A 25,225-nucleotide genomic window follows, 5' to 3' on the forward strand; every position below is an offset into this window, starting at 1 on the left:
TCTGTTAAATCTTAGTACCAACCATTAGCCATCCAGAAAGCTTGAGCAGCTGTCCATGAACCATAACGGTTTTGTACGTATGAATCTGCTACACGTTCTTGGTTTTCTACTGAGTAGTCACCATTTAGGTAAGTGTTTGTTAATTGGTAACGACCATAGTATTGACCGTTAGTTGCAGTATAAGAACCGCTTGATTCTTTTTGTGCAATCCATTCTTTCGCTGCAGATTCAGAACCTGAAGCTGATGAAGTATAAGTTGTTGTTGGAGCAGCTTGTTCTACCACTGCTTCTTGAGCTGGTGCTTGTTGTACTGGCGCTTGTTCTACTACTGCTTCTTGTGCAGGAGCTTGCTCTACAGGCGCTTGTTGTACAGGTGCCGCAGTTGCAACTTCACCATTAGTATTGATCACTAAAGTTTCGCCAACATAGATCATACCAGGATTTGCAATGTTGTTGTCTTCAGCAATTTTATTTACGTAATCAGCAGAACCAAAATATTTTACTGATAGTTCTGATAATGTGTCATTTGGTTGGATTGTATAGTTAATTTCGTCAGCATTTGCTGTACCAGTGTAAGCGACAAATCCAACTAATGCTACTGTACTTAATGCTAGTGATTTAAAAAATTTCATATGTTTAAATATCTCCTTTAATTTCGAAAACTTCTAAGTAACTCATCGACAAGGACTATAATAACAACTTCTAAGTCCCTTTTGGTGACAACCATGTAACGAAATATTTCAAAAAAGGCATTTTCGAAAAAAACAGGCGATATTTTATTTTTAAAAATAATAAACCTTGATTTAATAAGGTTTGTAACAAGTTTTATGTAATCTTATCTTAACAATAAATTCGAAATATTTTTGAGAATTTCTTAAATCAGTAGTTAGAATACGAAAATTTGTTCTTATATTACATTTATGTAAAAAATAATTCAATATTATCTTGTTATTTTTTACATATAGAGTTTAATTCTACTACTTTATCGAACTAATTTAGCTATTATAATAGTAGAAACACGTTCAACGATACAAAAAAACCAGCAAATTTGCTGGTTTTAGCTTACTTGATATAGATTTTTGGACCTTTACGCATACGTGTACGGTCATTTTTGGGTGTATCTTTTGAAGCAGGCTTTTCACCTTGTTGTTTTTTTTGCTTGATTAGATCTAACATTTTTGCTGTTTTGTTATCCATTTTATTCCTCGTTTCTAAATTACAGTGACACATCGCTTCACTTTATCACAATTTCACATCTTTGCCTATCTTTTCTTGATTCTTACTGAAAAAAAGCTTAAGAATCCCTATAGTTGATTTGACAATTTTTTCACATGAGGTGTATACTAAGGATGGAATTTCGTTATAGAAGACGTTATGGTTGCCTTTCAATACAACACAGAAAGGAGAATGCCATATGACATTCACAAACAAAAAATTAGAGTACAAAGTAACACTAGATACTGAGTTGAATCTATTTATCGTTTTTTCGACAACAGATCACAACAAAGTAGCTACCGGTACCACAATTGAACAAGCAGTAAAAGAACTAGAAAAAATCGCATAGGAGAGACTATCCCTAATGGACAACGACTATTCTTACTAAAAGCATCTATCGTAGACAAACGGTAGGTGCTTATTTAGTTTGTGTGGGAGATTTTTTATACATAAAGGTAACTGCGCTCAGCAAAGCTTCGCCCAGTACGATTCTCAATAAACAAAAAAAAGACATCCAAATGGATGTCTTTTTTTGCCAATACGTAATTGTATGGTACTCGATTTTCGAGAAAATCTCCGTCCCATATTGCATTCGTAAGCGAATAAATTCGCAACGAGTCCAAATAATTAACGTTTTGAGAAGTATAAGGCACAATAGAAATCCAACCTCATCCACACAAATCCTTTCATATCAAGTTTTTGCAAACTTTAAACTTCTTAAAACAGGATGAATATGGATAGAAATTGACAAAGACAAGACCAGTTATGACCAAGATTGATACTGACTATGATTTGATTATACTTTTATTTAAACCAGTTTATTACACTGGTTTTTTATTTGAACCATATTGGATAATTGTTCCATTGTCTTTTGTCCATCACCTCGAGTATAGAATTTTAATCCACTAATACGAACATTTTTTTCATTTGCTTCAAATTCCATTTCACCTTGATTATCTGTCATATATAGGAGTAAATCTTGCTTCCATAATTCACTAATAAATCTATCCCCACTCATACCTTTTGGTTCAATAAAGATTTGAAAATAAAACTCACTATCTTCAAGGAATAAAATAAAATCAGGCTGAAAACCTTGTAAATGAGTTTCTGTGATTTCACCTTCTCGATTCATACGTGAACCATATTGATGAAGTTTTAGCTTTTCGCTCTTCGCAGATTCACGATGCATATTTTCATCCATACGAAGCAAATACACCGATTTTTGATACTTCTCTTTCAATTCATTAACATGCGCCTTCACACGTTCTATCAACTCATATTCAAGCTTATTCACGATTGCTTTTTCGTAAACATAAAAATCATCTTCTATTTCATAAACGGCAATTTTTTGCATCGTTTCATTAAATAAATTAGCCGTATCATATTCTGGAACACGCTTATTATAATTGGTTAAATATTCATTGATTCGATAGCCGATAAATTTATTGGTTCCTCTTTGTTTGACATAGCCTGATTTAAATTTCACTTCATATTCTTTTAAAAGTTCAATTACAACGTTCAATATGTCATCTGGCGTGACATCAGTTGATTTATACTCTTTCGGTACAGTTAAAAATAGGTTTAATTTATTAGCATTTAACCAATTCTTTCCATAAATAAAGTCTTTCATTGATGGTAGTAATGGGATATATTTCTTTAATTGTTCAAATTGATAGAAATCCAATCGTTGAATGGCTTTCTTTATATACCTTTCATCAAGATGACCAAGACTAATTGTTTTTGTTTCATTCACCCCAACATTTGACTGGTAGGAGACCTCTCGACTGCCATAATTCAAACTACGTGAAATATCTATTTGATGATTGATACCATACTTATCAATCGAATCAAACCATTCATCTTCCACATCCACCACTTCATTGTAATAAATCTTTCCATTTTTATAGGCCTCTGTTTGCTTAAAGGATGACTTTACCTTAATTTCAATAGGTGGATTTTTTTTATCTTCACCTGTAGGTAAATCCATTTGTTTTAAAGAACCCACTAATTGTTTTAAATATTGTGGTTCATTCATCGTATGATAATGTAACGTTTCAAGAAAAAGTTGCTTATTGGATGGTTCGTTATCAAATCTTCTTTGATAACTTTTCTGCCCTTCTATTTCAAATGGATAATATCTAGCACCACGACCAATCAGTTGAGCTTCAGCCATAGTTGCTTTTTTATTCGTTCCTGCTTCTTTCTCTATACGAACAATATCATACAGATTAAGAACATCCCATCCTTCCGTTAGCTTAGCTACCGCAAAAACAACACGGTAGAGATTATTCGGATTCTCTAGTGTATTCAATGCCTGATACTGCCCTTTTTCAAGCATATTTCCACTTGTATCATTGGCATTTAAAACATTTCTACTATCAAAGTCATTCTTGATTTCTCTAATAATCTTCCCTAAATCATCTTCATTCTTCAAATAAAAATCATAAACTAGACTTAATGCTGAACTCGCATTACTATCCATTAGCTGTTGACGTTTGATAAAGGCAATCAACTCTCTCACATTAAGATTTTCAATCATTTGATTGAATATTTGATTTGCTTCCAGAGAAACAGCCACTTTGGGAGATTTAAATAGAATCACTGGTTTGAATGTGCTGGTTACTCCTTCCGAATACGCTCGATACTTTCTAAACTGCGATAGGAGTACCACATTTAACATTTTATCTTCATCACTTGCGGACGTTTCAATTCGTTTAACCTGCTTAGAATAGCCATCAAACATAAATTTACTTAGTGGATAGCGATAAACGACCTTATCACGATACTTATCGTAAATAACTTCCTTATCAAAATCAACGGTTGCTGTAAATTCTAAAAGAAGATTTTTTTGTTCCTGTTCGTTTCTTACATTTAAAATTTTATTAATTGCAGATTCCCATGTATTTTCGGCTTCTTTTTCAGACTTGGTACTTGCAGAATAATGATGAGCTTCATCTGCCAAAATTACAACTGGTTGACGTTCATAATCAGACAATCCCATTGTGTTTTCTTTTAATACAAATAAGTCATCTGACACCTTTTGAACAGAAGATAATTTGATATAGATGGTATTTTCTTGCTGGATTCTAGGGAAGCGTTCCACTTCTACAATAGAAATCTGTGTACCGTCAATTTCTATCTTGTCCTGATAAAGATATTTATCACTATTTTTATTCACCAAATTATCTTTCGTTTTCATCAAAACAGAATTCGTATTGACGGTAAATAAGAAGTTTCGATAATTATATTCTTGATAGAGGTATAAAATTAATCCCGCCATCAAGTCTGTTTTTCCCGAACCTGTTGCCATATTAAACAAAACATGTTGTGGGCTTGGTTTAATTTGTGTCTGAGTATAATGATAATTTCGTATCGCTTCATCTTGATAATGTCGCAGTGTGTGAAGTAGATTGGCATTAATGTATTCAGGTATTGTATAGCCTTGGTGGGCATTAAATAAATCTTTTTCTGCTAAATTTGCTTGTTCTATCAGAGGGAAGTGGCGGATATTAGTTTTATTTCTTTGTGCTTTTACCATCCCTACTCACCGCCTTTATAAAATTGTTTGTTAAAGCGATAGTCCTCATCAGAAATCAACTCTCGTACATTTGCATCGTCAATTTCTGAATAGTTGTAATACAGTCCATTTTTATCCAATAACTTAATCAACAAGCGTTTATTTTCATTAAACCCTTCCAGCCAATCAATTTTATCTAAGTCTGCGCGGAAAGAAATATCAGCAGGTTCCATAGTATCTGTTCCTTCTAACATACGATTGTACACGACTTTCAAGTCATCTAATGTTTTTGCATGAATAATATCTTGTAGATAACCCATATTCTTAGGCATTAATTCTGTATAAACGAAGGAACCTCCACCTTGCCAATTTACATCTTTAGAAATACCACCTTGTTCACCAGCAATCACTTTTTGTAATCTTGAAACTGATACCTCATTGATATAATCCATTTGTTCAATGCCAATAAAACGTCTATTCATTTTCATTGCTGTTGCTTGCGTAGAGGCAGATCCCATAAAGAAATCAAGAATAATATCTTTCTCCTCACTTCCACTTGCGATAATTCGTTGTAGTAATTTCTCTGGTTTCTTACCATTACTCAATTCAACTCCCCCTTCATTCTTAATACTACTCCAAGATATATCTTCCCAAAGGGTTCCTGCTTTTTCTGTTTTATAAGCAATGCCTTCTTCAACATAACTAGTTCCTGACAAAAAACTAATCAGACGTTTGGTTGTACCTATGAATCCAACATCGGTTACTTTCCCTTTATTTTTCCCTGAAACTGGTACATAACGTGCGATTGTATAACCATCATCTTGGACAGCATCTCGGACTCTATCTCGAATTGAAGTTTGGGCATTTTCAGTGGTATAAATTTTATCTAAATATTTTACATATATTTCTTCCTCTGATATATTTTCTTCTTTTGCTAACTTTGACACTGACTTTGTTTCATATCCAGTAACATCATATAACTCTATTACTTCTCCTCGTCCATCCAAGGTTTCTCCTATTTTACTTAATGTTCCCTCATTTATTAGTACATTAGAATAAGCAAAACTTTTCCCTTGCTCTTTTCGCTCTGCAATGTATTCACTTAATAAAAACGGTTTTTGTTGAATTTTAATTTGAGCATTTTCATTAGCATAGACTAAAAGAAACTCAACATTTTTCTTCAACCGCTTATCTTCACCACCACCACTTGCACCAGACGATGCTTTTGCTTTTATAATTACTGTATTCAAATATTTAATTTGACCAAAGATAGAATCCATAAGCACTTTCAAATAAGCGTGTTCTTTATCGTCTGTCTGAACAAATATCATTCCATCATTTGAAAGTAATTCTTTCGCTACCTCCAATCGATTCTTCATAAAAGTCAGCCATGCTGAATGATTAAATTTGTCATTATATAAAAAACTGTCACTACCTGTATTATATGGTGGATCAATGTAGATTACTTTCACTTTCCCAGCGTACTTCTCTTTAATCGCATGCAATGCGAGTAGATTATTTCCTTTAATAATCAAGTTATCTGTATCTTCATTGAATTCTGTTACCACTGAGTCGCCATTTTTATCATATCGCTTGCTGTTCACAAATATTTTCTTATCAAATAATCGATCAATCTCATCTTTTTCAATCACTTCATTTAAAAACGCATCGTCATAACTATCTTCATTATCTTCTTTTGTCATCGAAGCTGTTAGAACACCATCTTTAAATGGAAAATCTAATACTACGTCTTGACACTCCTCTAAGAATTTTCCATTAGAAGCTAATCCAATACGATTTTCGTATTTCGTATAACTCGTATCCCAATAATCATTATATAGAATTGCTTCCTCTAGCTGTTCAATCTGAAATAATTTTTGTCCTGCAACTTCCTTAATAAAATGCTGTTTAATAAAATCTGTTTGAAATAATTTCTCAAGCAAAGTTTCATCATAGTTTCTTAAATCTTCACTCAATTTAGATCGATTTAACTCCTCACCTACAAAATACCTATCTCCAAAATCTGCTAAAACTTTTTTTAATTCATCAAAGAGTCTTGGTTCAATTTTCACTATACATCCTCCTCTATTACATTTATTTCTATAAATTCTATTTTACACTAAATCTTAATCAAAACGGACAAAAAAAGAAATAAGAAAAAACGGCTGTACACCGCTTTTCCTTATTCTCTCTCTTCTACATAGCTTTCCCAATTATTAAAACGGGCTATTTCTCGTAATTCTGCTCCATCAAAAAAAGATTGATTGTCATTAATTAATGAATTTATCTTATTTGCGTCATCAATTAATTCATCAATTTTTAACGTATAGTACTTAGAGAATAACGCTTCCAACATGACTTCCATCTTCTTTTCTCGAATAAATGGATGATTCTCATTAAAACATGTAACACTTTTTTGATTTTCAATCATAACATTTTGCTCTTCTGGAGTCTTATTCAAAAATTTTGAAAATTCATGTTCAATTCGATCATTAGAATTTACTGCACTTTTATAATGGTTAGAATTTTCAATTTCTTTCAACAGTTCATCTTTCGACAAGATAATCATATAATCGAACAGTAAATCATCTACAATCCTGTTCTTCACTTCCAAAGAGTATGCTTTTGCTATTCTTTTAGAGTAAACAGATTTTTTTTGTTCTGATGCAGGTTCATAATTATATTTTTTTATGATTCTTTCAATTTTCTTTTTTAAAGCCGGTAACGTTCCTTCAGTTTCATCCACTTTGTACTTTTTCAAAGCCTCTTTTGCTATTTCCAAAACAGTGTATTGTTCCTCATTCATAAAAAAATACCCCCTGTGTCCTTATTTAATCAAATTATATCCCTATATACTTGCATTTTCAAACAATTTAGTCCTTTTATTGTCCGTAATTAAATTGATATTATGTATACATAAAGAGAACAGCAAACTCTCTTTTATAGTTGCAAATCAATATGGGATATCACTTATTGGTTCACTCACTGATTATTTGCTGATAGTCAGTTCATACCGAAAGGAGTCATCATTATGACAAAAACAAAGTACAACGAAGTAAAAGTAAAAGAATTAGTAGCAAATCCGGAGATTCAAACATTCCTCAAAAAAGCAGTAGAAGTTCCAACAAAAGTAATTGTTAAGTCTGTTCGTAATCCGTTTAAAAACGAAGAAACAAATGAGACAACACAAAAGGTGCATGCAGTAGCTGGTACGTCACTCGTTGATATGATGGAATTTGATTTCACTTTGGTTAATCAATCTATTGACGGTACGGAAGCAATTAACAAAGAATTCCAAATCGTTGAATATAGTTTTGCATTAGAAGCAAATATGCGTGGTGGTAACTTTGGTGGATACTCACCAACAGGTTTGAAACTACTCATTACAAAACTAATCCCAGTCACAAACGAGGGCAAATAATATGAAGCATACCGTAACCGTTCGTGTTGCTAGTAATTTGATGACGTCATTGAAGATTTTTTCAATGATGTCCTCACTAGCTTTAGCAATTCTACCTATGCTTATCTATAGCAACGGCAAAGAAATCTTCCATTTAGAAGTGAATTTGTTTATGACTATTTCAATCATTGGTTTAGCCTGCTTCCTAACAACTGTTAGTATCATTTACCTTTCTTCAAGGTTCAGTCCGATTCAATCGTTGCAAATTCGGAAGAAGCTAATCTTGTTCACAGAACAGCTCACAAAGCAAACCGAAGATGGCAAGTTAAAACATTCCGTCAAATGGCATTACAAAGTAAAAGACAAAAAAATAACTATTCAATTATATTCAAACGGACTTGTGGATGACAAACGAAAATTAGGTGGACAGCTATCAGAGTTTATTGCTGAAAACTTATTGAGTTACAAAGAAGCTTCACAATACGTCATATTTATCTTTGGGCAATTCCCTGCTCGTTTGAATGGAAAAGAGGTATTAGAAAATGACCAATTATAAACCTATCCCAATTTATGATTCACTTGAATGGGATTTAACAACAGAAGCCTGTCACACGCTTCTACTTGCTCCAAGTGGTGCAGGAAAAACAATTTTCCTAAGCTATTTATCAGCAATGCTTTTGAAGCGTGGGCATGAATTATATATTATTGATGCAAAAAATAGTTCTTTCGGTGCAACGTTCCGTAGTACAGGAATTTATACTGCTTCAAGTGCTGAGGAAATCCTTTGTTTACTGACGTCACTTGTCGAACAAATGGAGCATGACTATGAAACCCTCTATTCCACCGACCAAGTAGGACTAGACACAAATTTCTCAGATTTGAACCTGCCTGCTCACGTTCTCATTTTCGATGAAGTTCTTTCAGCACTTGAAAGTGGTGATAAGAAGCAAAAAGCTGAAATGGAACGTTTGCTTAAATTACTGGCTCTAAAAGGACGTTTAGCAGGCTATGTCATTGTACTGACTTCTCAACGTCTGTTAGCTACCGACCTGCCCAAGGCTGTAACCGAACAATGTCAGACACGATATGTGATGGGTTCGAATATATCAGAAGAATTATTTCATATTGGAACTGGTGCCTATAAAAAAGATTTAGCAAGCTCTTATTTGGGTGATGTCGGAAAAGGTTACGCTGTTACACCTAAATTAGGTCTCAGTTATTTTGAAGCACCTTATATGAAATACAAATCGAATGATTTTCGACAGTTGATTTATCTCTTTCAAAGGAGTGGTATGAGCGATGGCAAAAGTGATTAAAAGTTTCCAAGTAACCGAATTTGATGATGGTAGTATTCGTGTAATCAACTCGGACAAGCGTCAAATGGCTCGATGGTTTGCCTTAGATTACTTTGTTGATAAGCCTCAACTAGCTCAACAAGGACTTTATGTGGCTCTATTATCGCAAGACTATTATTTTAGTGCAGGCTTTCGGAAACGGACGAAGTAGCCATGCTCGATGCTGTTTTCCAGTATGTGACCCTGCGAACAGCACACCTTAAAGCGCTCTGAGCATGCGTGCAGTGTTTTTTGTTCGAGTGGTCGGACTTTTAGGCAGACCACTCGAACACGCTCTGCAGGCACGCATACCAGAGCGGTGTCTAGGGGTGCCCCTCGCAGGTATCGCAACAATGGGAGCATGGCTTCGAGTCAGTTTCCGTCGCTTACTTGACAAAAGGCGACGTTACGACGAAAAAGCCAGTATGAGCAAGAATAAATAGAAAAATGAGGGATTTTATGGAATTTAATAAAGATGATTACAAGGAACAGATATTAGAAGAATACAATCAAAAAATCGTCGATTTTGGTAATGGCATGGTTGAAATCACTGTCTATCACGATTATCAAATACGACAATTAGGTAGTTTTAAACACAAGGGTGGTGCAACCGATAAATCAGAGATAAGTGATGAAGCACAAGAAGAACGGACAAAAAATCAAAGCTATGCAATCAAACGGAAAATACGAGGATATGCACTGGCGAATGATTTCAAATGGTTCACAACCCTAACAATAGACCCTAAACAATATGATAGTCTCGATTACAACAGTTCAAAAGAGCTGTTATTAAAATGGTGTCGAAAAATGCGCGATAGATATGGTAATTTTGATTACTTAATTGTTCCCGAGTTACACAAAAATGGTGCTGTTCATTTCCATTCTCTACTGGGAGATATCCCAGCAAATTTTATAGAAGCAAAACATCCTAAAACAGGTGTACCACTTTTACGGAACGAGCGACAGGTATACAACTTAACTGATTGGACATATGGATTCACTGATTGTGAAGAAATTGAAGATAAAGAACGGACGGCTAGTTATTTAACAAAATACATCACAAAAGAGTTAATGACAGACAAAGAAATGTTTCGAAAAAAGAGATATTTCAATAGCAAAGGCTTAAAGAAACCACAAATTGATTATATCAATTCAGAAACAGATAACTTAAAAGATTTTATACCAAATTTTGGAATAGTTGAAACAAATGAGAACGGAAATAATGTTCTCGAAAAAGTTATCTATAAATTGGAAAAAGATGCAACTGGTCAGTTAGTGCAAAAAACAAATGATTATTTAATTAAAGCAAAAAAAAATCATCTCTCAACTCCTATATCTAAGACTGATGACACTTCTTAGATTAAAACATACTGTTTCAATTGAGCTCAAGGCTCATTATCATTACAGAACATCGCCTGAACCCTTGTTCTTATTATAAAATGATAGGAGGTACTATTATGAAAGATAATAAGCAGATGCCTTATCTCTTGACAAGAGAAACCGCTTCTCAATACCTTGGTATTGATCCAAAATCATTTGATAAATACTTCCGTCAAAGAAATGACCTAAAGCGGTTTATGATAGGGAAACAAGAACGATATACCATTTCAGATTTAAAGGAATTCATTGCTAAGAATTCTGTAAATTAATTACAAGTTGATAGTTGACTTAAAAAAATTTATCATAGAGATGTAATCAAAATAGCCAGCTGTCAACTTTGTTTATACAGAAAGGAAAGTTGATATATGCCAACAATAGAAAAACGAGGAAAAAATTCCTTCCGTGCTCGTGTATCGGTCATGGAACATGGTAAACAAAAACAAGTAACAAAAACATTCGCTACCAAGTCTGAAGCAAAAATTTGGGCACACCAACAAGAAGTATTAAAAGGAAAAGGAAAAAATATTGCGAAACGTGAAGATACTTTTGCTGATTTTTTTGAAACATGGGTCTATACCGTCAAACGTAATGATGTACGTACTGCAACATTTATCAATTATGAACGTACTGTTACAATTGTCCGTTCCCTATTCAAAGATATCAAAATCAGTAATCTTGATGATTTAGTAGTACAGATGAAAATTGATGAGTATGGAGAAACTCATTCTCGAAAAACGACAACTGAAGTTCTGTTAAAAATAAGAACTGCTATACACTATGCATATGCACGTGGATTATTAGATAATGATTTTGGTTCCCTTGTCAAAACTCGTGGAAAAGAATTAGAGAAACGAAACAAGGCTTTATCAATGAACGATATGAAAACTCTTCGTAACTATCTTCTCTCTCACACAGAAGATGAATTTAATATCATTGCGTTGATTGCACTCGAAACTGGTGCTAGACGAGGAGAAATTCTTGGGTTAAAACCCGATGATATTTCTTCAAATGGAATTCATATCAACCGTTCTATAAGCCCTACGAACGATGATACTCGTTTAAAAACAGCCAAATCAAAACGTACTGTTGCAATTACCGATGAAGTCTATACTATCATTCGTTCAGTACAACCAAAATCAAATGGCTATTTGTTTGACCCCGATGGATTTAAACAATCTCAAAGATTGAAAAAGCTATTAGCAAAATTAGAACTCCCCAACACGACCTTTCATGGATTACGTGATACTATCGCATCGTTTCTATTTTCAAATGATATCCGATTGGACTATGTTTCAAAGATGTTAGGTCATTCAAATCTGCAAACAACAATGAATTATTATTTGGAATTGATGCCAGAAAAAAAGCATCAGCAAGAAGCCGATGCTTTAAATTTATTAAGTTCTTTGTCTGATTGACCCTTAACAAGACCAACCAAGACCAAAAAACATCTGTAAACGTTGATATAGAGAGATTCCTCTTAACGTTTTGAGAATTGTGATGCTTTACGGGCTTTTTTAAGACCTGGTTTTTTACGTTCAACCATACGAGCGTCACGAGTAAGTAATCCAGCTTGTTTAAGAGCTAAACGGAAGTCAGGATCTACTTGTAGTAATGCGCGTGCGATTCCGTGACGGATAGCGCCAGATTGTCCAGCATATCCACCACCGTTAACGTTTACGAATACGTCGTAAGCGCCTTTTGTTTCTGTAACGCCAAATGGTTGGTTGATTACTTCACGCAAGTCAGCGTGTGGGATGTATTCTTCAACGTCTTTTTTGTTTACAGTGATTTTACCAGTACCAGGTACTAAGCGTACGCGAGCCACTGCATTTTTACGACGGCCTGTGCCGATATATTGTGCTTGTGCCAATGAAATTCCCTCCTGATTAGATTAAGTTTGTGATGTCCAATACTTCTGGTTGTTGAGCTACATGTGGGTGAGTTGCTTCACCGTAAACATGTAATTTCATGCCTTGAGCACGGCCTAAAGTGTTTTTAGGTAACATGCCTTTAACAGAAGTTTCGATCAAACGACGAGAATTGTTAGCGCGTAATTCTCCAGCAGAGATTGATTTCAATCCTCCTGGGAAGTTTGAGTGACGGTAATAAATCTTGTCTGTTGCTTTTTTACCTGTTAATTTGATTTTATCTGCATTAATTACGATTACAAAGTCACCAGTATCCACATGAGGAGTGAATGTTGGTTTATTTTTTCCACGTAGGACAGAAGCTACAACTGCTGAAAGACGTCCTAAAGGAACATCTGTAGCATCTACTACATACCATTTACGTTCTACTTCGCCTGCTTTGGCCATATATGTTGTACGCACGATTAGTTTTCCTCCAATATCAATTTCGAATGTTTACTTACACTTGAGTTTCCGGGGCTCTAATGGGGTAAACAATACCATTTAATATAATACCTCAGATCCACCCCATTCGTCAATCTTTTTAGTTAAAGAAAATGAAACTTTTGTGAATGTTCATGCTTATGAGCATTTTTTGTATATTTAATAGATAATATTCAATTATTTTGTATAAATATTATATTTTTTGTTGATTTACTTATATTTATTTGTTAATATGAATTCATTCAAGAAAACAAGTTACGAGAGGACGGAAATGTATATGAAAGAAAAAGTAATTTTAGCCTATTCTGGCGGTCTAGATACATCAGTTTCAGTAAAATGGTTAGTTGATGAAGGATACGATGTGATTGCCTGTTGTTTAGACATCGGTGAAGGAAAAGATACTGAAACAATCAAACAAAAAGCGTTAACAGTTGGTGCGAGTGCTTCTTATGCGATCGATGCGCGTGAAGAATTTGCCAATGAGTTTGCCTTGATCGCGTTACAAGGAAATACATTCTATGAAAATTCATACCCATTAGTTTCTGCCCTATCTCGTCCATTGATCTCAAAAAAATTAGTTGAGTTAGCACACGAAACGGGTGCCACAACAATCGCCCATGGTTGTACTGGTAAAGGAAATGACCAAGTACGTTTTGAAGTGGCGATTGCAGCACTGGATCCACACTTAAAAGTGATCGCCCCAGTTCGGGAATGGAAATGGTCACGTGAAGAAGAAATCGCCTATGCTGCGAAAAAAGGTGTTCCAATCCCAGCAGACTTAGATAACCCGTATTCAATCGATCAAAACCTTTGGGGACGTGCCTGTGAATGTGGTGTATTAGAAGATCCTTGGGCAACACCTCCCAAAGGTGCCTACGCCTTAACGAAAGAATTAGAAGATACTCCAGATACACCAACGATCATCGAAGTTACGTTTAAAGAAGGTAAACCTGTCGCTTTAGATGGTAAAGAAGATACCTTTGCTTCAATCGTTTTACAATTAAATACGATTGCTGGTGAACATGGAATCGGTCGGATCGATCATATCGAAAATCGTCTAGTTGGAATCAAATCACGTGAAGTGTACGAATGTCCTGGAGCGATGACATTAATGGCTGCGCATAAAGAATTAGAAGATCTAGTCTTTGTTCGCGAAGTGGCACATTTCAAACCGATCTTAGAACAAAAATTAGCACAAGTGATTTATGATGGACTATGGTTCAATCCACTAACAGATGCTTTGATCGCTTTCTTAAAGAGTACACAACAAGTCGTAAATGGTACGGTTCGTTTAAAACTATTTAAAGGTAACGTAATCTGCGAAGGACGTAAATCAGCAAACAGTTTATACGATGAAAACTTAGCAACCTATACTTCAGCGGACACATTCGATCAAGAAGCTGCCGTTGGATTCATTAAACTATGGGGTCTGCCTTCAAAAGTACATGCTGAAGTGCAAGCCGCTCAAAAATAAAGGAGTTTTAAAGGTATGGCAAAATTATGGGGTGGCCGTTTTGATGGCAAAAATGAAGCATGGATCGATGCCTTTGGTGCATCGATTGCATATGATCAAGCATTAGCAAAATACGATCTACAAGGTAGCAAAGCACATGTCAGCATGTTGAAAAAAACAGCAATTTTACCCGCTGATGAAGCGGATCAAATTTTGGCTGGACTCACACAGCTAGAAGAAAAACTGGCTGCTGGTGAATTGAATTTTTCTGTTGAAAATGAAGATATCCATTTAAATATGGAAGTCTTTTTACACGAATTGATTGGCCCTGTCGCAGGTAAACTGCATACTGCACGTAGCCGTAATGATCAAGTCGCAACAGATATGCACCTTTACTTAAAAGATCAAGTAACCCAAATTATTGATTTACTTCATCATTTACGTGAAGTGCTCGTCACAAAAGCTGAAGAAAATGTCTATACGATCATGCCTGGTTATACGCACTTACAACATGCTCAGCCGATTTCATTTGGTCACCACTTACTTGCTTACTATCAAATGTTCACTCGCGATGCCGCTCGTTTGACTGAAAGTCTAAAACGAATCGATGTTTCTCCATTAGGTGCAGCAGCTTTAGCTGGTACAACCTTTCCAATCGATCGTTTTTACTCAGCAGAACAATTAGGATTCACTTCAGTGTACGAAAATAGTTTAGATGCCGTGAGCGATCGCGATTTTATTCTCGAATTTTTAAGCAACGCATCGCTAATCATGATGCACTTATCTCGTTTTTGCGAAGAGATTATTTTGTGGTGTAGCCATGAATACCAATTTGTTGAATTAACCGACACGTATTCAACTGGTAGCTCGATTATGCCGCAAAAGAAAAATCCTGATATGGCAGAATTAATTCGTGGAAAAACTGGTCGTGTATATGGAGATCTATTTAGTTTACTCACGATTTTAAAAGGACTTCCATTGGCTTATAATAAAGATTTACAAGAAGATAAAGAAGGCATGTTTGATACTGTCCAAACACTTTCTCATAGCCTTGCTGTTTTTACTGGAATGGTTGAAACGATGCATGTCAAAGTAGATACGATGAAACAATCGACCGAAAAAGATTTTTCAAATGCTACTGAACTTGCAGATTATCTAGCAACGAAAGGTGTTCCTTTCCGCCAAGCGCACGAGATCGTAGGGAAACTCGTGTTAGAAGGAATTCAACATGGACACTACTTACAAGATATTCCACTAGAAACTTATCAAACGATTCATCCAGCGATTACCGCAGACATTTATGAAAAACTAGATAGTACGAATGCTGTCAAAAATCGTCATTCTTTCGGAGGAACGGGGTTTGATCAAGTCCTCGGTCAAATCGAACGTGCTAAAGAAACATTCCAATAAAAAAAGAAGCCGAATCGGCTTCTTTTTTTGTTAATGATGTACAGAATGTTCTGGATCAATCTCTGGAGCATAACCAAGTTTGGCTTGGACCATCCAAATTTTCTTTTCGATATCTGTTTTAAACGCAATAAAAATATCTTGAGTTGAGTCATCGCCTTCTTCACCAGAAATTTCGATCCCTTCTTGGTAAAGATCTGCTAAATAGCGATAGCCTTCAACTAATTTTGCCATACGTTCTGGAATCGTACGGTCATATGTACCGATTTCGTCTTTGATTCCAGTATGATCAGCAAACTCTTGTAAAGTAGAATAAGGTGCGCCATCTAAAGTGATCAAACGTTCAGAAATCACATCTAATTGTGCATCGATTTCATCCATAAAATCATCCATCATTGGGTGTAAGGTTAAAAATTCAGGACCACGCATATACCAGTGTGTTTGATGGATCACAACTGAAAACTGACTTAAGTCCGCCACTAATTGATTTAAAGTTTCTTTCGTTTTTTCAAATTTCATCCCACTATTCCTCCTTCGTTTCTATACATAAAGGATAACGACTTTCGCGAAAAAAGTACAATTATTTACTCTATCTGAGAAGGTTTCTCAACTAATTTAACGTAATTATAACTAAGGAGTGTGATTGAAATGTTATTTGTAATTGGTGCTTGCTTAGGCTCTTTTTTTTGCGTCTTTGCTGAAAGGATGCCCCTTCGAGAAAATTTTTGGAGTACTCGTAGTCAATGTCCCCACTGTAAACAAACGTTACGGTTTTATGAATTGATCCCCTTGATTTCCTTTACTTTTTTAAAAGGAAAGTGCTCACGATGTAAAATCAAAATCCCCAAACTTTATGTAGTAGCGGAGTGTTGTTATGGTCTTTTATTGTTTAGTATGGTCCACTATGCTCATCATTTTGGATTTCACCTAAGTTCTATCGTCATTTGGTTGACTAGTGCTTTTGTTCTTAGCTTAATTGATATGTTTTATTATGAAATCGATACTTGGTTATTGTACGCTATGACTTTGGTGCTTTGGATCAACCTTTTTTTAACACACGCTCACTTTCATGTAGCAACAGCTTTAGTTTGTATTTTAATTTATTTTCTAGGTCAACATTGGTCCTTTATTGGTAGTGCAGATCTTTTTTTAGCACTAAGCTGGTTTTCTTGGTTGACCTTTGATCAACTCTATCTACTACTTTGGAGTGCAAGTCTGCTTGGCGTCTTCTATTATTACTGGTCCACTTCTGTATTGAAAAAAAATATCGTCGCCATTCCATTCGTCCCTTTTTTAAGTTTTGGGTTACTCCTTTCCTTATGGATATATTAAAAAAAAGCCCCTTCGAATACGAAGGGGCTTTAAGCTGATTCTTAATGAACACGAACTGCAAAACTTGGTGTAAACCCAACAGTCGTTCCTTGTACGACGCCTAGTTCTGGCGTTGCGGCATGAATAATGCCATTTCCACCTAACGAAATCGCTACATGATACGTACTTCCTGGACTACCCCAGAATAATAGATCACCAGGTTGCGCTTGGCTTACTGGAATCACTGTTCCAGCTGACTCTTGCGCTCCAGTCCATCCACCAATACTTTTTCCTGCTGCTTGCATATAGACATATGAAGTAAAACCAGAACAATCAAATGCATTCGGGCCTTTTGCTCCCCATACATAGGCTTTACCTAGATGTTTACTTGCTTCAGCTACGATCGCTGAACCATTAACTGTTTGAGATGGTGCTGGTGTCGGTGTTACTGGTTTTGGTGCTGGTGTTTCACTACTAGTTGGTGTTTCAACTGGAGTTTGAGTTGGCTGCTCAGTTGAAGTCGATGGTGTTGTTGAAGGAGTTGTAACTTCTTCTTTTGGTGTATTGACTTCTTCTTTTACGGTCTCCGTTGTTGTTTTTGTTTCTTCTACCGCTTTTACTGGCTCTTCTTTGGCAGTTTCTACCTGAGTCGTTTTAGTAGTTTCTTCTTTTGCTACTGCTTTTGCTTGTTCCGCTACTTGTTGTTGTGCGGCTTTCGCACGTTCTTGCTCGGCTTTTACGCGAGCTTGTTCAGCTTCAGCGGCTGCTTTTTGAGCTGTTAACTGTGCTTTCTCCTCTTCCTTAGAAGATTGTTGCAAAGCAAGATCAGCTTTTGCTACCGCTAAACTAGCCTGTGTTTGCTCTAAGGTCGCTTTCTTTTGTTCAAGCTGTGTTTGATTAGTTTCTAAATCTTTTACTTTTTGATCAATATCTTTTTGTTTTTGTTTTACTGCTTCTTGATCTGCTTTTTGTGCTTTGATTAAATCATTATTTGCTTTGACATAAGTATTTACTGCTTGTACACGAGAGACTGCATCAGTCAATGATTCTGCATTTAATAATGCATCCATTACGCTAGTATCTTGTCCATTTACTTGAACGTCACGAGCTTGTGTTTTAATCGTCTCGGTACGTTTTTCGATTCGAACTTGTAATCCTTCAATTTCTGTTTTTAATTTTTCCGATTGTTGACGCAACGTTGCTTGTTCTGCAACTAAATTTTGTGCTTGTTCGTTGATTGCAGATACTTTTGTTTCTAAATCACTCACTTGGCTTTGAATATCTACTTGCTTGTTCTGTAATTCACTAATTACTGTATCTGCTTGATTGATTTTGTCGTCAATTGAATCTGCTGTAGCTAAAGTTGGCGCAGCTAACGAGGTCATTACAACTGAACTTAAAAGCACTGAAGCATAGATCCGCTTCTTCACACACATTCCTCCATCTCACATCACGATTACTTTCTTAACGTTTTCTTAATCACAAAGGCAGTTTACCATAGGAATATGTCAATAAAATAATAGAAATATTACAAATAGATGTCAAAAAAAGAGCTTTCATCTAGACCAATTGTCTAAATAAAAGCTCTACTATATCTATTATGCTGAATGACCAACGATAACTCCACCGCTGTAACCAAAACCAACACGTGTGATACTTGGGTTAATTTCCCAATCACGATGGCCTGAACCAGAAGAGGTCGTCATATTTGTTTCATTATACCAAGCGTTGATTACGGCTGAACCTGGTGCAAATAAAATGGCGATTACTTCATCTCCACGTGACCAGTGATCATTTGGAATCGATCCACCGTTACCATTGATTAATGATGCACGAGCAGAAGCAGTTGCTGCTAGACCAGCATCCCAACTTACTGGATTCAATCCATGAGAAGCACGTAAAGCATTTAATGCATCTAGCGTTGCGTCTCCTGAAGCAGGAGCAGTTGTTGCAGGTTTTTCTTCTTGCACTGGTTGTGTTACAACAGGTTTAGAAACTGGTGTTTCACTCACAGCTGGTGTCTCAACTTTCTCTTCAGAAGGTTGTGTCACTTGTGGTGTTTCTACTGGTGCTTGTGTTGAAGTAGTTGTTTCTGCTTTTGGTGCTTCACTAGCTACTGTTTCTTGTTTTGCTTCTGTAGTAGAGGCAGTTGTTGCTGCTTTCGTTTCAGCTTGTTTTGTCTGAGCTGCTACTTGAACTGCTTGAGCTTCTTTCGCTGCTTGAGCTTCTTTTGCGGCTTGCTCTTGCTGAGCTTTCACGATGCGAGCTTGTTCTGCTTCAGCTGCAGCTTTTTGATTTAATAAATCACTTTTAGTTGATTCAGCAGTTGCTTGTTCTGCTGCTAAAGAAATTTTTTGAACTTTCAAATCAGCTTGTTTTACAGCTAATTGATCACGTTGAACATCTAACTCTGCTTTTGCATCTGCTAAACGAGCTAGTTTTTCTTCGTTTTCAGCTTTCTTTTCTTCTACTGCTTTTTGATCTTCTTTTTGAGCAGTAATTAAGTCATTATTTGCTTTTACAAATGTGTTTACAGCTTGTACACGACCAACAGCATCAGTAATTGAATCTGCATTTAAAATCGCATCTACAAAGCTTGTATCTTGACCATTTACTTGAACATCACGAGCTTGTTTTTTAATTGTTGCTGTACGTTTTTCGATACGAACTTTTAACGCATCAATATCTTTTTCTAATTGAGCAGTATCTGCTTCAAGTTGTGTTTGTTCTTGTTGTAATTTTACACCTTTATCATAAATCGTAGAGATATCTGATTCTAAAGAGGCGATTTGAGTTTCAGCAGTCGCTGTTTGCTCTTTGATAGATGAGATTTTTTGATCTTGTTCATTGATTTTACTGTCGAAATCATCTGCACTCACTTGTACTGTTGCAATTGTCGATAAAAGTAATGTACAAACCAATAATGACTTACTTATGCTTTTCTTCAATCTGCTTTCCTCCACAGGGTTCTAAATTATTTATGTACGTTCTATGTTTATTAGACTAATTTTTCCTTAAGACAAAGAGAATTGTATCATAGAGATATGACACAGAGATAAAGGAAATGTTTCAATATGATGTCAAATATCTTGATTTAGTCTTTTTGAGACTACATTAAGACATTTTACAGTAAATAAATTGATATTTCTAGTTTTCTTACAAAAAAAATGCTTGATCCTCTAAGGATCAAGCATTTATACGATTGGAATATCTAATTTAAATAATTTTTTTAGTGGAAACATCAAGATTGCAAAATAAATAATATTTAAAATCAAAGTCGGTGCAAAAGAATTTGTAACAAAAAATTCCCCTTTGATTGTTGTAATTTTAAACATCAATTGAATCCCTAATGTAACCAACTGAACGATCGTCAATGAAACGATCCAACTAAAGAATAAAGTCATTAAATTTTGATAATATATCGAATGGAACACATACATTAACCACACAGCAACTGGTAAAGCTACCGCATATACACCAATTAGCCCTAAAAAGTAAAGATCAAATAGTACGCCAATCGTTAGTGCACTCAGAATCATATATCGCTGCGGTAGGTAACCTGCTGCAAATAGCATGACCAACAACAATAACTCAGATTGCCAAATACTTGTATTATGATTAAAGTTAGTAAAAAAGTTGGTGATATGCGCATCGATTAACATTAAGAAAAAAAATACGACGTAAAGATATGTTAAATATTGGATACTAAATCGCTTCACATTACTCACCTACTGTACGTTTAATTACGGTTACAACCGATAGATCATACATTTTTGCATAAGGTTGCACGTATAATTTCTTTTGAAGCCCAAAATCATCAGCACGTGCTTCTAATACCGTTCCCACTGCCAAATCAGCTGGTGAATTTCCACCTAGTCCAGATGTTTGAACAACATCCCCTTTTTCAAATTTAGCATCTCCGGTTACCTGTTCAACTACTAAAGCATTTTTTTCTTCATCGAATCCCTTTAATAATCCAAATAATACACCATCTTTAGTCGAAATTCTCACTGGAAAATGGTTTGATGTTTGGTTTTCAGCCGTTAATAACTCAATTTTTGAAGAGGCACGATTGACCTCAATAACACGACCAACCAATCCTTTTGTCGCCATAACAGACATATTTAATTCGATCCCATCTTTGGATCCTTTATCGATAATCAAAAAGTCTTGCCATGTATCTGGAGATCTTGAAATGACATTTGCAGTAATTTTTTCAAAACTTGTTAATGTATTATTCAGTTCTAATTGTTCTTTTAGTGAACTAATTTCACGTTGATCATTTTTTGTTTGTTGTGATAGTTCTTCATAATGATCAATTTTTTCTTTTAATCGTTGGTTTTCATCATATGTTGTAAATAAGTCCTGGACATTATCTACTGTTCGACTAATAAAATTAAATGGCGCTTGAATCACACGATCAACTAAAGCAATCGAGTCATTTACCGTAGACTGAACCACATTGGTTTTTTCAGATACCGCTCTACGGGCAATCGTTATGCTCAAAACTGTAACGATAATAATCACAATAATTAAAGCAATAATAATATTTTTATTCGGATTTATTTTTTTCACAAAAGCACCTCAATAATTTCAAAATAAATGAAACTCATAACTTGAATTGTACCACTTATTCAAACGAAACAAAAGGTGATGAGAACGACTCTTAACGTTTTTTGAAACATTAGTCGTCTCTTCACCTATAGACTTAATCTTTGCTTTGAATAACTGCTACTAGACCACTTTTAAAAGAAAAGGTTGCGGTTTCGGTTAAAAATTCATTGCTTGCATACGATATAGAATATGGAACATCCTGATTACATAGCGTATATTTGCTCCCTTCAAGTGTCAATTCTTTCACAGGTGTTAAGCAACAATAAGCCAAATAATTCATTTCCTTTTCTTTTGAGATCGTATACTTTCCTGCTTCAAAATATCTGATTGTATTTTGAGGGTCTTTTATAGTAAGTTGTTGGCAGTGTACACGAAATCTCGGTTCTAAAGGTAGCCATAAGTTTGCTAGGAAATGATCGATTCTCCCTCCAGTCAAACCTATTAACGTAATATCGGCGTGCTGATTTATTTTTAAAGCATGTACCAATGCTAATTGCGTATCCGTATCATCTTTTTCAGCGGGAGATTTTTTAACAATCACTGAATGCTGAAATACACGTTGTTGTTCCTCATTAGTCAACGAGTCAAAATCACCAATTGCTGCATCACAAGGAAGACCTTGTTCCATTAAATAGTACGCACCTCGATCGATACCGATATAATAATCAAATTCTTCCAGAATAGGCCAAGTCGAAACTGGCTGTCCTCCAACTAATAAAATTTTCATACTAACTCAATTGTTCCTTTAACGTTTGGATACGCTCTCCAGGATCATCGGCACCATATACATAACTTCCTGCGACAAACACGTTTGCCCCTGCTTTAGCGCACAATCCAATCGTTTTATCATCTACTCCACCATCAACTTCAATATCAAAAGTATAGCCAAATTTATTTTTCAGTTCGACTAGCTCTTCGATTTTTGACATCATTTCTGGTAAAAATGATTGTCCACCAAATCCTGGATTCACTGTCATTACTAATACTTGATCGACTAAAGGTAAAACATGTAAAATTTGATCTACCGAAGTCCCAGGATTGATCACGACTTCAGCTTTAACACCTTCATTTTTGATCATTTGTAATGCCCGGTGGATGTGAGCAGTAGCTTCGACATGGACACCGATAATATCCGCACCAGCTTTTGCAAAATCCACAATATAACGCTCTGGCTCTGTAATCATCAAGTGAACATCCAAAGTCAGTTTAGTTGTTGGACGGATAGCTTTTACCATTGCAGGTCCAAATGTGATATTTGGAACAAAATGACCATCCATTACATCGATATGAATGTAATCAGCACCATTTTTTTCGACTAGTTCAATATCTCGTTGTAAATTCGCAAAATCTGCACTTAAAATGGAAGGGGCAATTTTCATTTTTTTCTCTCCTAATTTTTATTTTTTTTCTTATATATCGGACGACGATTCTCAATTTCTGACATAAATTGCTTATAATCTTCATATCTGGAAAAAGCTATTTTATCGGATTCGACTGCCTCTTTAACTGCACAATCTGGTTCATTAAGATGTTTGCATTCTCTGAATCGACACTGATCCATAATTGCAACAAATTCAGGAAATAACCTAGGTAAAACTTCTGATTCAATTGTTGCTAAATCAATTGCACTAAATCCAGGTGTATCTGCAACAAGCCCGTTTGCAACTTCTAATAATTCTACATGTCGTGTTGTATGTTTTCCTCGACCTAAAGATTCTGAAATAGCTGCTGTAGGTAAGTCTAAAGAAGGAAGAATCTCATTTAATAATGTTGATTTACCAGCACCTGACTGACCCATAAATACTGTTAATTGGCCAGAAAAAGTTTCTTCCAATTCATGAATAGAATTGTTATCGCTTGTTGCAGAAATCACTGGATAACCAATTTTTTCATAAATTGCTACAATCTCTTGCACTAATTCTACATTTTCAAGAAGATCAACTTTTGTTAAATAAATAATAGGCTTAATTTCATTAAGTTCTAGTGTTACTAAAAATCGGTCTAAAAGGTTGAAAGAAAAATTAGGTTCAACTAAACTTGTTACGACGACCGCTTGATCAATATTGGCTACAGTTGGTCGAACCAATTGGTTTTTACGAGGTAAAACCTCTAAAACATAGCCATCTGTTTTATTTGTACTTTCAAAAATAACAGTATCTCCAACCAAAGGTGTAATGTTTTGTTTTCTAAAATTCCCTCTACCTCTAGTTTGATAAATATTTCCTTCTGATTCTACATAATAAAAGCCACTTACTGCTTTACGGATTCTTCCTTGCAAATATCCGCCTCCTCATACTATTTTTCTTTCTCATTGTATCACACCTATTCAAAAAAATCTGAATACAAAAAAAGACATATCGATTGATATGTCTTAAAATCGGGAAGACAGGATTCGAACCTGCGACCCCTTGGTCCCAAACCAAGTGCTCTACCAAGCTGAGCTACTTCCCGAAATAAAAAAAAACTACGCGCCCAAGAGGAGTCGAACCCCTAACCTTTTGATCCGTAGTCAAACACTCTATCCAATTGAGCTATGGGCGCATAATGCCGAGGACCGGAATCGAACCGGTACGGTGATCACTCACCGCAGGATTTTAAGTCCTGTGCGTCTGCCAGTTCCGCCACCCCGGCGTGAAATTGGCTAAGCGGAAAACGGGGTTCGAACCCGCGACCCCCACCTTGGCAAGGTGGTGCTCTACCACTGAGCTATTTCCGCGTTTATCTGATGCCGGCTAAAGGATTTGAACCCTCGACCCTCTGATTACAAATCAGATGCTCTACCAACTGAGCTAAGCCGGCCTAACTAATATGCGGGTGAAGGGACTTGAACCCCCACGCCCGAAGGCGCTAGATCCTAAATCTAGTGCGTCTGCCAATTCCGCCACACCCGCATGTGAAAATGAGTCGTACAGGGCTCGAACCTGTGACCCTCTGATTAAAAGTCAGATGCTCTACCAACTGAGCTAACGACTCATATGGAGGTTAACGGGATCGAACCGCTGACCCTCTGCTTGTAAGGCAGATGCTCTCCCAGCTGAGCTAAACCTCCAATATGATAAAGCATGGCGACGTCCTACTCTCACAAAGGGAAACCCTTCACTACAATCGGCGCTAAGAAGCTTAACTTCTGTGTTCGGCATGGGAACAGGTGTGTCCTTCTCGCTATCGCCACCACACTATGGTGAGTTATTCACTCAAAACTGGATTGAAGTACTTCATCAAAACTCGTCGAGTTTTTCATTC

General features: G+C 35.8%; 26 protein-coding genes, 8 tRNA genes, 1 rRNA gene and 1 pseudogene. 12 read left to right on the forward strand and 24 right to left on the reverse strand.

The window, feature by feature from the left end; genetic code table 11:
* Positions 1-11 precede the first annotated feature (11 nt).
* Together apf and I573_RS11635 are read right to left on the reverse strand one after the other, a co-directional pair.
* Complete coding sequence (gene apf, locus I573_RS05750) at positions 12-632, reverse strand: aggregation-promoting factor (protein WP_016186607.1); 621 nt, start codon at positions 630-632, stop codon at positions 12-14.
* Positions 633-1,062: 430 nt separating this feature from the next.
* On the reverse strand, positions 1,063-1,197 hold the full coding sequence (locus I573_RS11635; protein WP_016186606.1) for a hypothetical protein: 135 nt from the start codon (positions 1,195-1,197) through the stop codon (positions 1,063-1,065).
* Between the two features lie 217 nt (positions 1,198-1,414).
* Here I573_RS11635 and I573_RS11505 point away from each other — a divergent pair, with 217 nt between their 5' ends.
* The gene (locus I573_RS11505; protein ID WP_016186605.1) at positions 1,415-1,564 is read left to right on the forward strand and encodes a hypothetical protein; all 150 of its coding nucleotides are present in this window, start codon (positions 1,415-1,417) and stop codon (positions 1,562-1,564) included.
* Positions 1,565-2,023: 459 nt separating this feature from the next.
* On the opposite strand, the gene I573_RS05760 is transcribed toward I573_RS11505, so the two are convergent.
* The 3 genes from I573_RS05760 to I573_RS05770 all read right to left on the reverse strand — a co-directional run bounded on the left by I573_RS05760 (position 2,024) and on the right by I573_RS05770 (position 7,538).
* Positions 2,024-4,753, reverse strand: coding sequence for a DEAD/DEAH box helicase family protein (locus I573_RS05760; protein ID WP_016186604.1), 2,730 nt, complete (start codon positions 4,751-4,753; stop codon positions 2,024-2,026).
* A 2-nt stretch (positions 4,754-4,755) separates the two neighbouring features.
* Entirely contained in the window at positions 4,756-6,804 is a 2,049-nt protein-coding gene (locus tag I573_RS05765; protein ID WP_016186603.1) for a DNA methyltransferase, read from the reverse strand.
* 110 nt (positions 6,805-6,914) lie between these two features.
* Positions 6,915-7,538 (reverse strand): hypothetical protein, encoded by a 624-nt coding sequence (locus I573_RS05770; RefSeq protein ID WP_016186602.1) that lies wholly within the window; start codon positions 7,536-7,538, stop codon positions 6,915-6,917.
* Between the two features lie 225 nt (positions 7,539-7,763).
* On the opposite strand from I573_RS05770, the gene I573_RS05775 reads away from it, so the two are divergent.
* The 7 genes from I573_RS05775 to I573_RS05805 all read left to right on the forward strand — a co-directional run bounded on the left by I573_RS05775 (position 7,764) and on the right by I573_RS05805 (position 12,261).
* Complete coding sequence (locus I573_RS05775; RefSeq protein ID WP_016186601.1) at positions 7,764-8,153, forward strand: hypothetical protein; 390 nt, start codon at positions 7,764-7,766, stop codon at positions 8,151-8,153.
* A gap of 1 nt (position 8,154) precedes the next feature.
* Entirely contained in the window at positions 8,155-8,688 is a 534-nt protein-coding gene (locus tag I573_RS05780; protein ID WP_016186600.1) for a hypothetical protein, read from the forward strand.
* Positions 8,675-9,448: an ATP-binding protein gene (locus I573_RS05785; protein ID WP_016186599.1), complete on the forward strand. Its 774-nt coding sequence runs from the start codon at positions 8,675-8,677 to the stop codon at positions 9,446-9,448. Before I573_RS05780 ends, I573_RS05785 begins: the two co-directional genes overlap by 14 nt.
* A complete protein-coding gene (locus tag I573_RS05790; RefSeq protein ID WP_010716728.1) occupies positions 9,432-9,638 on the forward strand; it encodes a hypothetical protein in 207 nt (68 codons plus the stop codon). The genes I573_RS05785 and I573_RS05790 overlap by 17 nt, the downstream gene beginning before the upstream one ends.
* Before the next feature lie 287 nt (positions 9,639-9,925).
* Positions 9,926-10,825 carry a rolling circle replication-associated protein gene (locus I573_RS05795; RefSeq protein WP_016186598.1) on the forward strand — a complete coding sequence of 300 codons (900 nt, stop codon included), beginning with the start codon at positions 9,926-9,928 and terminating at the stop codon, positions 10,823-10,825.
* Positions 10,826-10,923: 98 nt separating this feature from the next.
* On the forward strand, positions 10,924-11,115 hold the full coding sequence (locus tag I573_RS05800; RefSeq protein ID WP_016186597.1) for a MerR family transcriptional regulator: 192 nt from the start codon (positions 10,924-10,926) through the stop codon (positions 11,113-11,115).
* Between the two features lie 96 nt (positions 11,116-11,211).
* Entirely contained in the window at positions 11,212-12,261 is a 1,050-nt protein-coding gene (locus tag I573_RS05805) for a tyrosine-type recombinase/integrase (RefSeq protein ID WP_016186596.1), read from the forward strand.
* Between the two features lie 62 nt (positions 12,262-12,323).
* Here the strand turns inward: I573_RS05805 and rpsI are convergent, their stop codons facing one another.
* Both rpsI and rplM read right to left on the reverse strand, forming a co-directional pair.
* On the reverse strand, positions 12,324-12,716 hold the full coding sequence (gene rpsI, locus I573_RS05810; protein ID WP_016186595.1) for a 30S ribosomal protein S9: 393 nt from the start codon (positions 12,714-12,716) through the stop codon (positions 12,324-12,326).
* Positions 12,717-12,732: 16 nt separating this feature from the next.
* The gene (rplM, locus tag I573_RS05815) at positions 12,733-13,179 is read right to left on the reverse strand and encodes a 50S ribosomal protein L13 (protein ID WP_342662182.1); all 447 of its coding nucleotides are present in this window, start codon (positions 13,177-13,179) and stop codon (positions 12,733-12,735) included.
* Between the two features lie 295 nt (positions 13,180-13,474).
* Between rplM and I573_RS05820 the strand changes: the two genes are divergently transcribed.
* The gene (locus I573_RS05820) at positions 13,475-14,671 is read left to right on the forward strand and encodes an argininosuccinate synthase (protein ID WP_035020649.1); all 1,197 of its coding nucleotides are present in this window, start codon (positions 13,475-13,477) and stop codon (positions 14,669-14,671) included.
* Between the two features lie 15 nt (positions 14,672-14,686).
* Entirely contained in the window at positions 14,687-16,060 is a 1,374-nt protein-coding gene (gene argH / locus I573_RS05825; protein WP_016186592.1) for an argininosuccinate lyase, read from the forward strand.
* A gap of 30 nt (positions 16,061-16,090) precedes the next feature.
* Here argH and I573_RS05830 read toward each other — a convergent pair whose 3' ends face one another.
* Entirely contained in the window at positions 16,091-16,576 is a 486-nt protein-coding gene (locus I573_RS05830; protein WP_016186591.1) for a Dps family protein, read from the reverse strand.
* A 129-nt stretch (positions 16,577-16,705) separates the two neighbouring features.
* Between I573_RS05830 and I573_RS11640 the strand changes: the two are divergent.
* Both I573_RS11640 and I573_RS11605 read left to right on the forward strand, forming a co-directional pair.
* Positions 16,706-16,945 (forward strand): annotated as a pseudogene (locus tag I573_RS11640) (prepilin peptidase); the annotation flags it as partial.
* A 93-nt stretch (positions 16,946-17,038) separates the two neighbouring features.
* Entirely contained in the window at positions 17,039-17,389 is a 351-nt protein-coding gene (locus I573_RS11605) for a hypothetical protein (protein WP_245555069.1), read from the forward strand.
* A gap of 41 nt (positions 17,390-17,430) precedes the next feature.
* Here the strand turns inward: I573_RS11605 and I573_RS05840 are convergent, their stop codons facing one another.
* From I573_RS05840 to rrf, 16 genes are all read right to left on the reverse strand, one after another.
* Complete coding sequence (locus tag I573_RS05840; protein WP_016186589.1) at positions 17,431-18,798, reverse strand: C40 family peptidase; 1,368 nt, start codon at positions 18,796-18,798, stop codon at positions 17,431-17,433.
* 168 nt (positions 18,799-18,966) lie between these two features.
* A complete protein-coding gene (locus tag I573_RS05845; protein WP_016186588.1) occupies positions 18,967-20,316 on the reverse strand; it encodes a PcsB-like coiled-coil domain-containing protein in 1,350 nt (449 codons plus the stop codon).
* A 246-nt stretch (positions 20,317-20,562) separates the two neighbouring features.
* Positions 20,563-21,087, reverse strand: a complete 525-nt coding sequence (gene mreD / locus I573_RS05850) for a rod shape-determining protein MreD (RefSeq protein WP_016186587.1) — start codon at positions 21,085-21,087, stop codon at positions 20,563-20,565.
* A 1-nt stretch (position 21,088) separates the two neighbouring features.
* On the reverse strand, positions 21,089-21,943 hold the full coding sequence (gene mreC, locus I573_RS05855; RefSeq protein ID WP_016186586.1) for a rod shape-determining protein MreC: 855 nt from the start codon (positions 21,941-21,943) through the stop codon (positions 21,089-21,091).
* 133 nt (positions 21,944-22,076) lie between these two features.
* Positions 22,077-22,709 carry a thiamine diphosphokinase gene (locus I573_RS05860; RefSeq protein ID WP_016186585.1) on the reverse strand — a complete coding sequence of 211 codons (633 nt, stop codon included), beginning with the start codon at positions 22,707-22,709 and terminating at the stop codon, positions 22,077-22,079.
* A 1-nt stretch (position 22,710) separates the two neighbouring features.
* On the reverse strand, positions 22,711-23,361 hold the full coding sequence (gene rpe / locus I573_RS05865) for a ribulose-phosphate 3-epimerase (protein ID WP_016186584.1): 651 nt from the start codon (positions 23,359-23,361) through the stop codon (positions 22,711-22,713).
* A gap of 11 nt (positions 23,362-23,372) precedes the next feature.
* Positions 23,373-24,260 (reverse strand): ribosome small subunit-dependent GTPase A, encoded by an 888-nt coding sequence (gene rsgA, locus I573_RS05870; RefSeq protein WP_016186583.1) that lies wholly within the window; start codon positions 24,258-24,260, stop codon positions 23,373-23,375.
* 99 nt (positions 24,261-24,359) lie between these two features.
* Positions 24,360-24,433 (reverse strand) — tRNA-Pro (locus tag I573_RS05875).
* A gap of 16 nt (positions 24,434-24,449) precedes the next feature.
* Positions 24,450-24,523 (reverse strand) — tRNA-Arg (locus tag I573_RS05880).
* Between the two features lie 4 nt (positions 24,524-24,527).
* Positions 24,528-24,613, reverse strand: a tRNA-Leu gene (locus I573_RS05885).
* A 13-nt stretch (positions 24,614-24,626) separates the two neighbouring features.
* Positions 24,627-24,698 (reverse strand) — tRNA-Gly (locus I573_RS05890).
* A 10-nt stretch (positions 24,699-24,708) separates the two neighbouring features.
* Positions 24,709-24,781, reverse strand: a tRNA-Thr gene (locus I573_RS05895).
* Between the two features lie 10 nt (positions 24,782-24,791).
* A tRNA-Leu gene (locus I573_RS05900) sits at positions 24,792-24,873 on the reverse strand.
* A gap of 9 nt (positions 24,874-24,882) precedes the next feature.
* Positions 24,883-24,955: transfer RNA gene (locus I573_RS05905), tRNA-Lys, on the reverse strand.
* A 3-nt stretch (positions 24,956-24,958) separates the two neighbouring features.
* Positions 24,959-25,031: transfer RNA gene (locus I573_RS05910), tRNA-Val, on the reverse strand.
* An 11-nt stretch (positions 25,032-25,042) separates the two neighbouring features.
* Positions 25,043-25,158: ribosomal RNA gene (rrf, locus tag I573_RS05915) — 5S ribosomal RNA — on the reverse strand.
* Positions 25,159-25,225: the final 67 nt, after the last annotated feature.

Origin of the sequence: Enterococcus sulfureus ATCC 49903 (assembly GCF_000407605.1) — a bacterium.
Taxonomy (GTDB): domain Bacteria; phylum Bacillota; class Bacilli; order Lactobacillales; family Enterococcaceae; genus Enterococcus_G; species Enterococcus_G sulfureus.

Coding starts and splice junctions, on each gene's coding strand:
- apf (WP_016186607.1), bottom strand. CDS start 632: ATGAAATTTTTTAAATCACTAGCATTAAGTACAGTAGCATTAGTTGGA.
- I573_RS11635 (WP_016186606.1), bottom strand. CDS start 1,197: ATGGATAACAAAACAGCAAAAATGTTAGATCTAATCAAGCAAAAAAAA.
- I573_RS11505 (WP_016186605.1), top strand. CDS start 1,415: ATGACATTCACAAACAAAAAATTAGAGTACAAAGTAACACTAGATACT.
- I573_RS05760 (WP_016186604.1), bottom strand. CDS start 4,753: ATGGTAAAAGCACAAAGAAATAAAACTAATATCCGCCACTTCCCTCTG.
- I573_RS05770 (WP_016186602.1), bottom strand. CDS start 7,538: ATGAATGAGGAACAATACACTGTTTTGGAAATAGCAAAAGAGGCTTTG.
- I573_RS05775 (WP_016186601.1), top strand. CDS start 7,764: ATGACAAAAACAAAGTACAACGAAGTAAAAGTAAAAGAATTAGTAGCA.
- I573_RS05780 (WP_016186600.1), top strand. CDS start 8,155: ATGAAGCATACCGTAACCGTTCGTGTTGCTAGTAATTTGATGACGTCA.
- I573_RS05785 (WP_016186599.1), top strand. CDS start 8,675: ATGACCAATTATAAACCTATCCCAATTTATGATTCACTTGAATGGGAT.
- I573_RS05790 (WP_010716728.1), top strand. CDS start 9,432: ATGGCAAAAGTGATTAAAAGTTTCCAAGTAACCGAATTTGATGATGGT.
- I573_RS05795 (WP_016186598.1), top strand. CDS start 9,926: ATGGAATTTAATAAAGATGATTACAAGGAACAGATATTAGAAGAATAC.
- I573_RS05800 (WP_016186597.1), top strand. CDS start 10,924: ATGAAAGATAATAAGCAGATGCCTTATCTCTTGACAAGAGAAACCGCT.
- I573_RS05805 (WP_016186596.1), top strand. CDS start 11,212: ATGCCAACAATAGAAAAACGAGGAAAAAATTCCTTCCGTGCTCGTGTA.
- I573_RS05820 (WP_035020649.1), top strand. CDS start 13,475: ATGAAAGAAAAAGTAATTTTAGCCTATTCTGGCGGTCTAGATACATCA.
- argH (WP_016186592.1), top strand. CDS start 14,687: ATGGCAAAATTATGGGGTGGCCGTTTTGATGGCAAAAATGAAGCATGG.
- I573_RS05830 (WP_016186591.1), bottom strand. CDS start 16,576: ATGAAATTTGAAAAAACGAAAGAAACTTTAAATCAATTAGTGGCGGAC.
- I573_RS11605 (WP_245555069.1), top strand. CDS start 17,039: ATGTTTTATTATGAAATCGATACTTGGTTATTGTACGCTATGACTTTG.
- I573_RS05860 (WP_016186585.1), bottom strand. CDS start 22,709: ATGAAAATTTTATTAGTTGGAGGACAGCCAGTTTCGACTTGGCCTATT.
- rpe (WP_016186584.1), bottom strand. CDS start 23,361: ATGAAAATTGCCCCTTCCATTTTAAGTGCAGATTTTGCGAATTTACAA.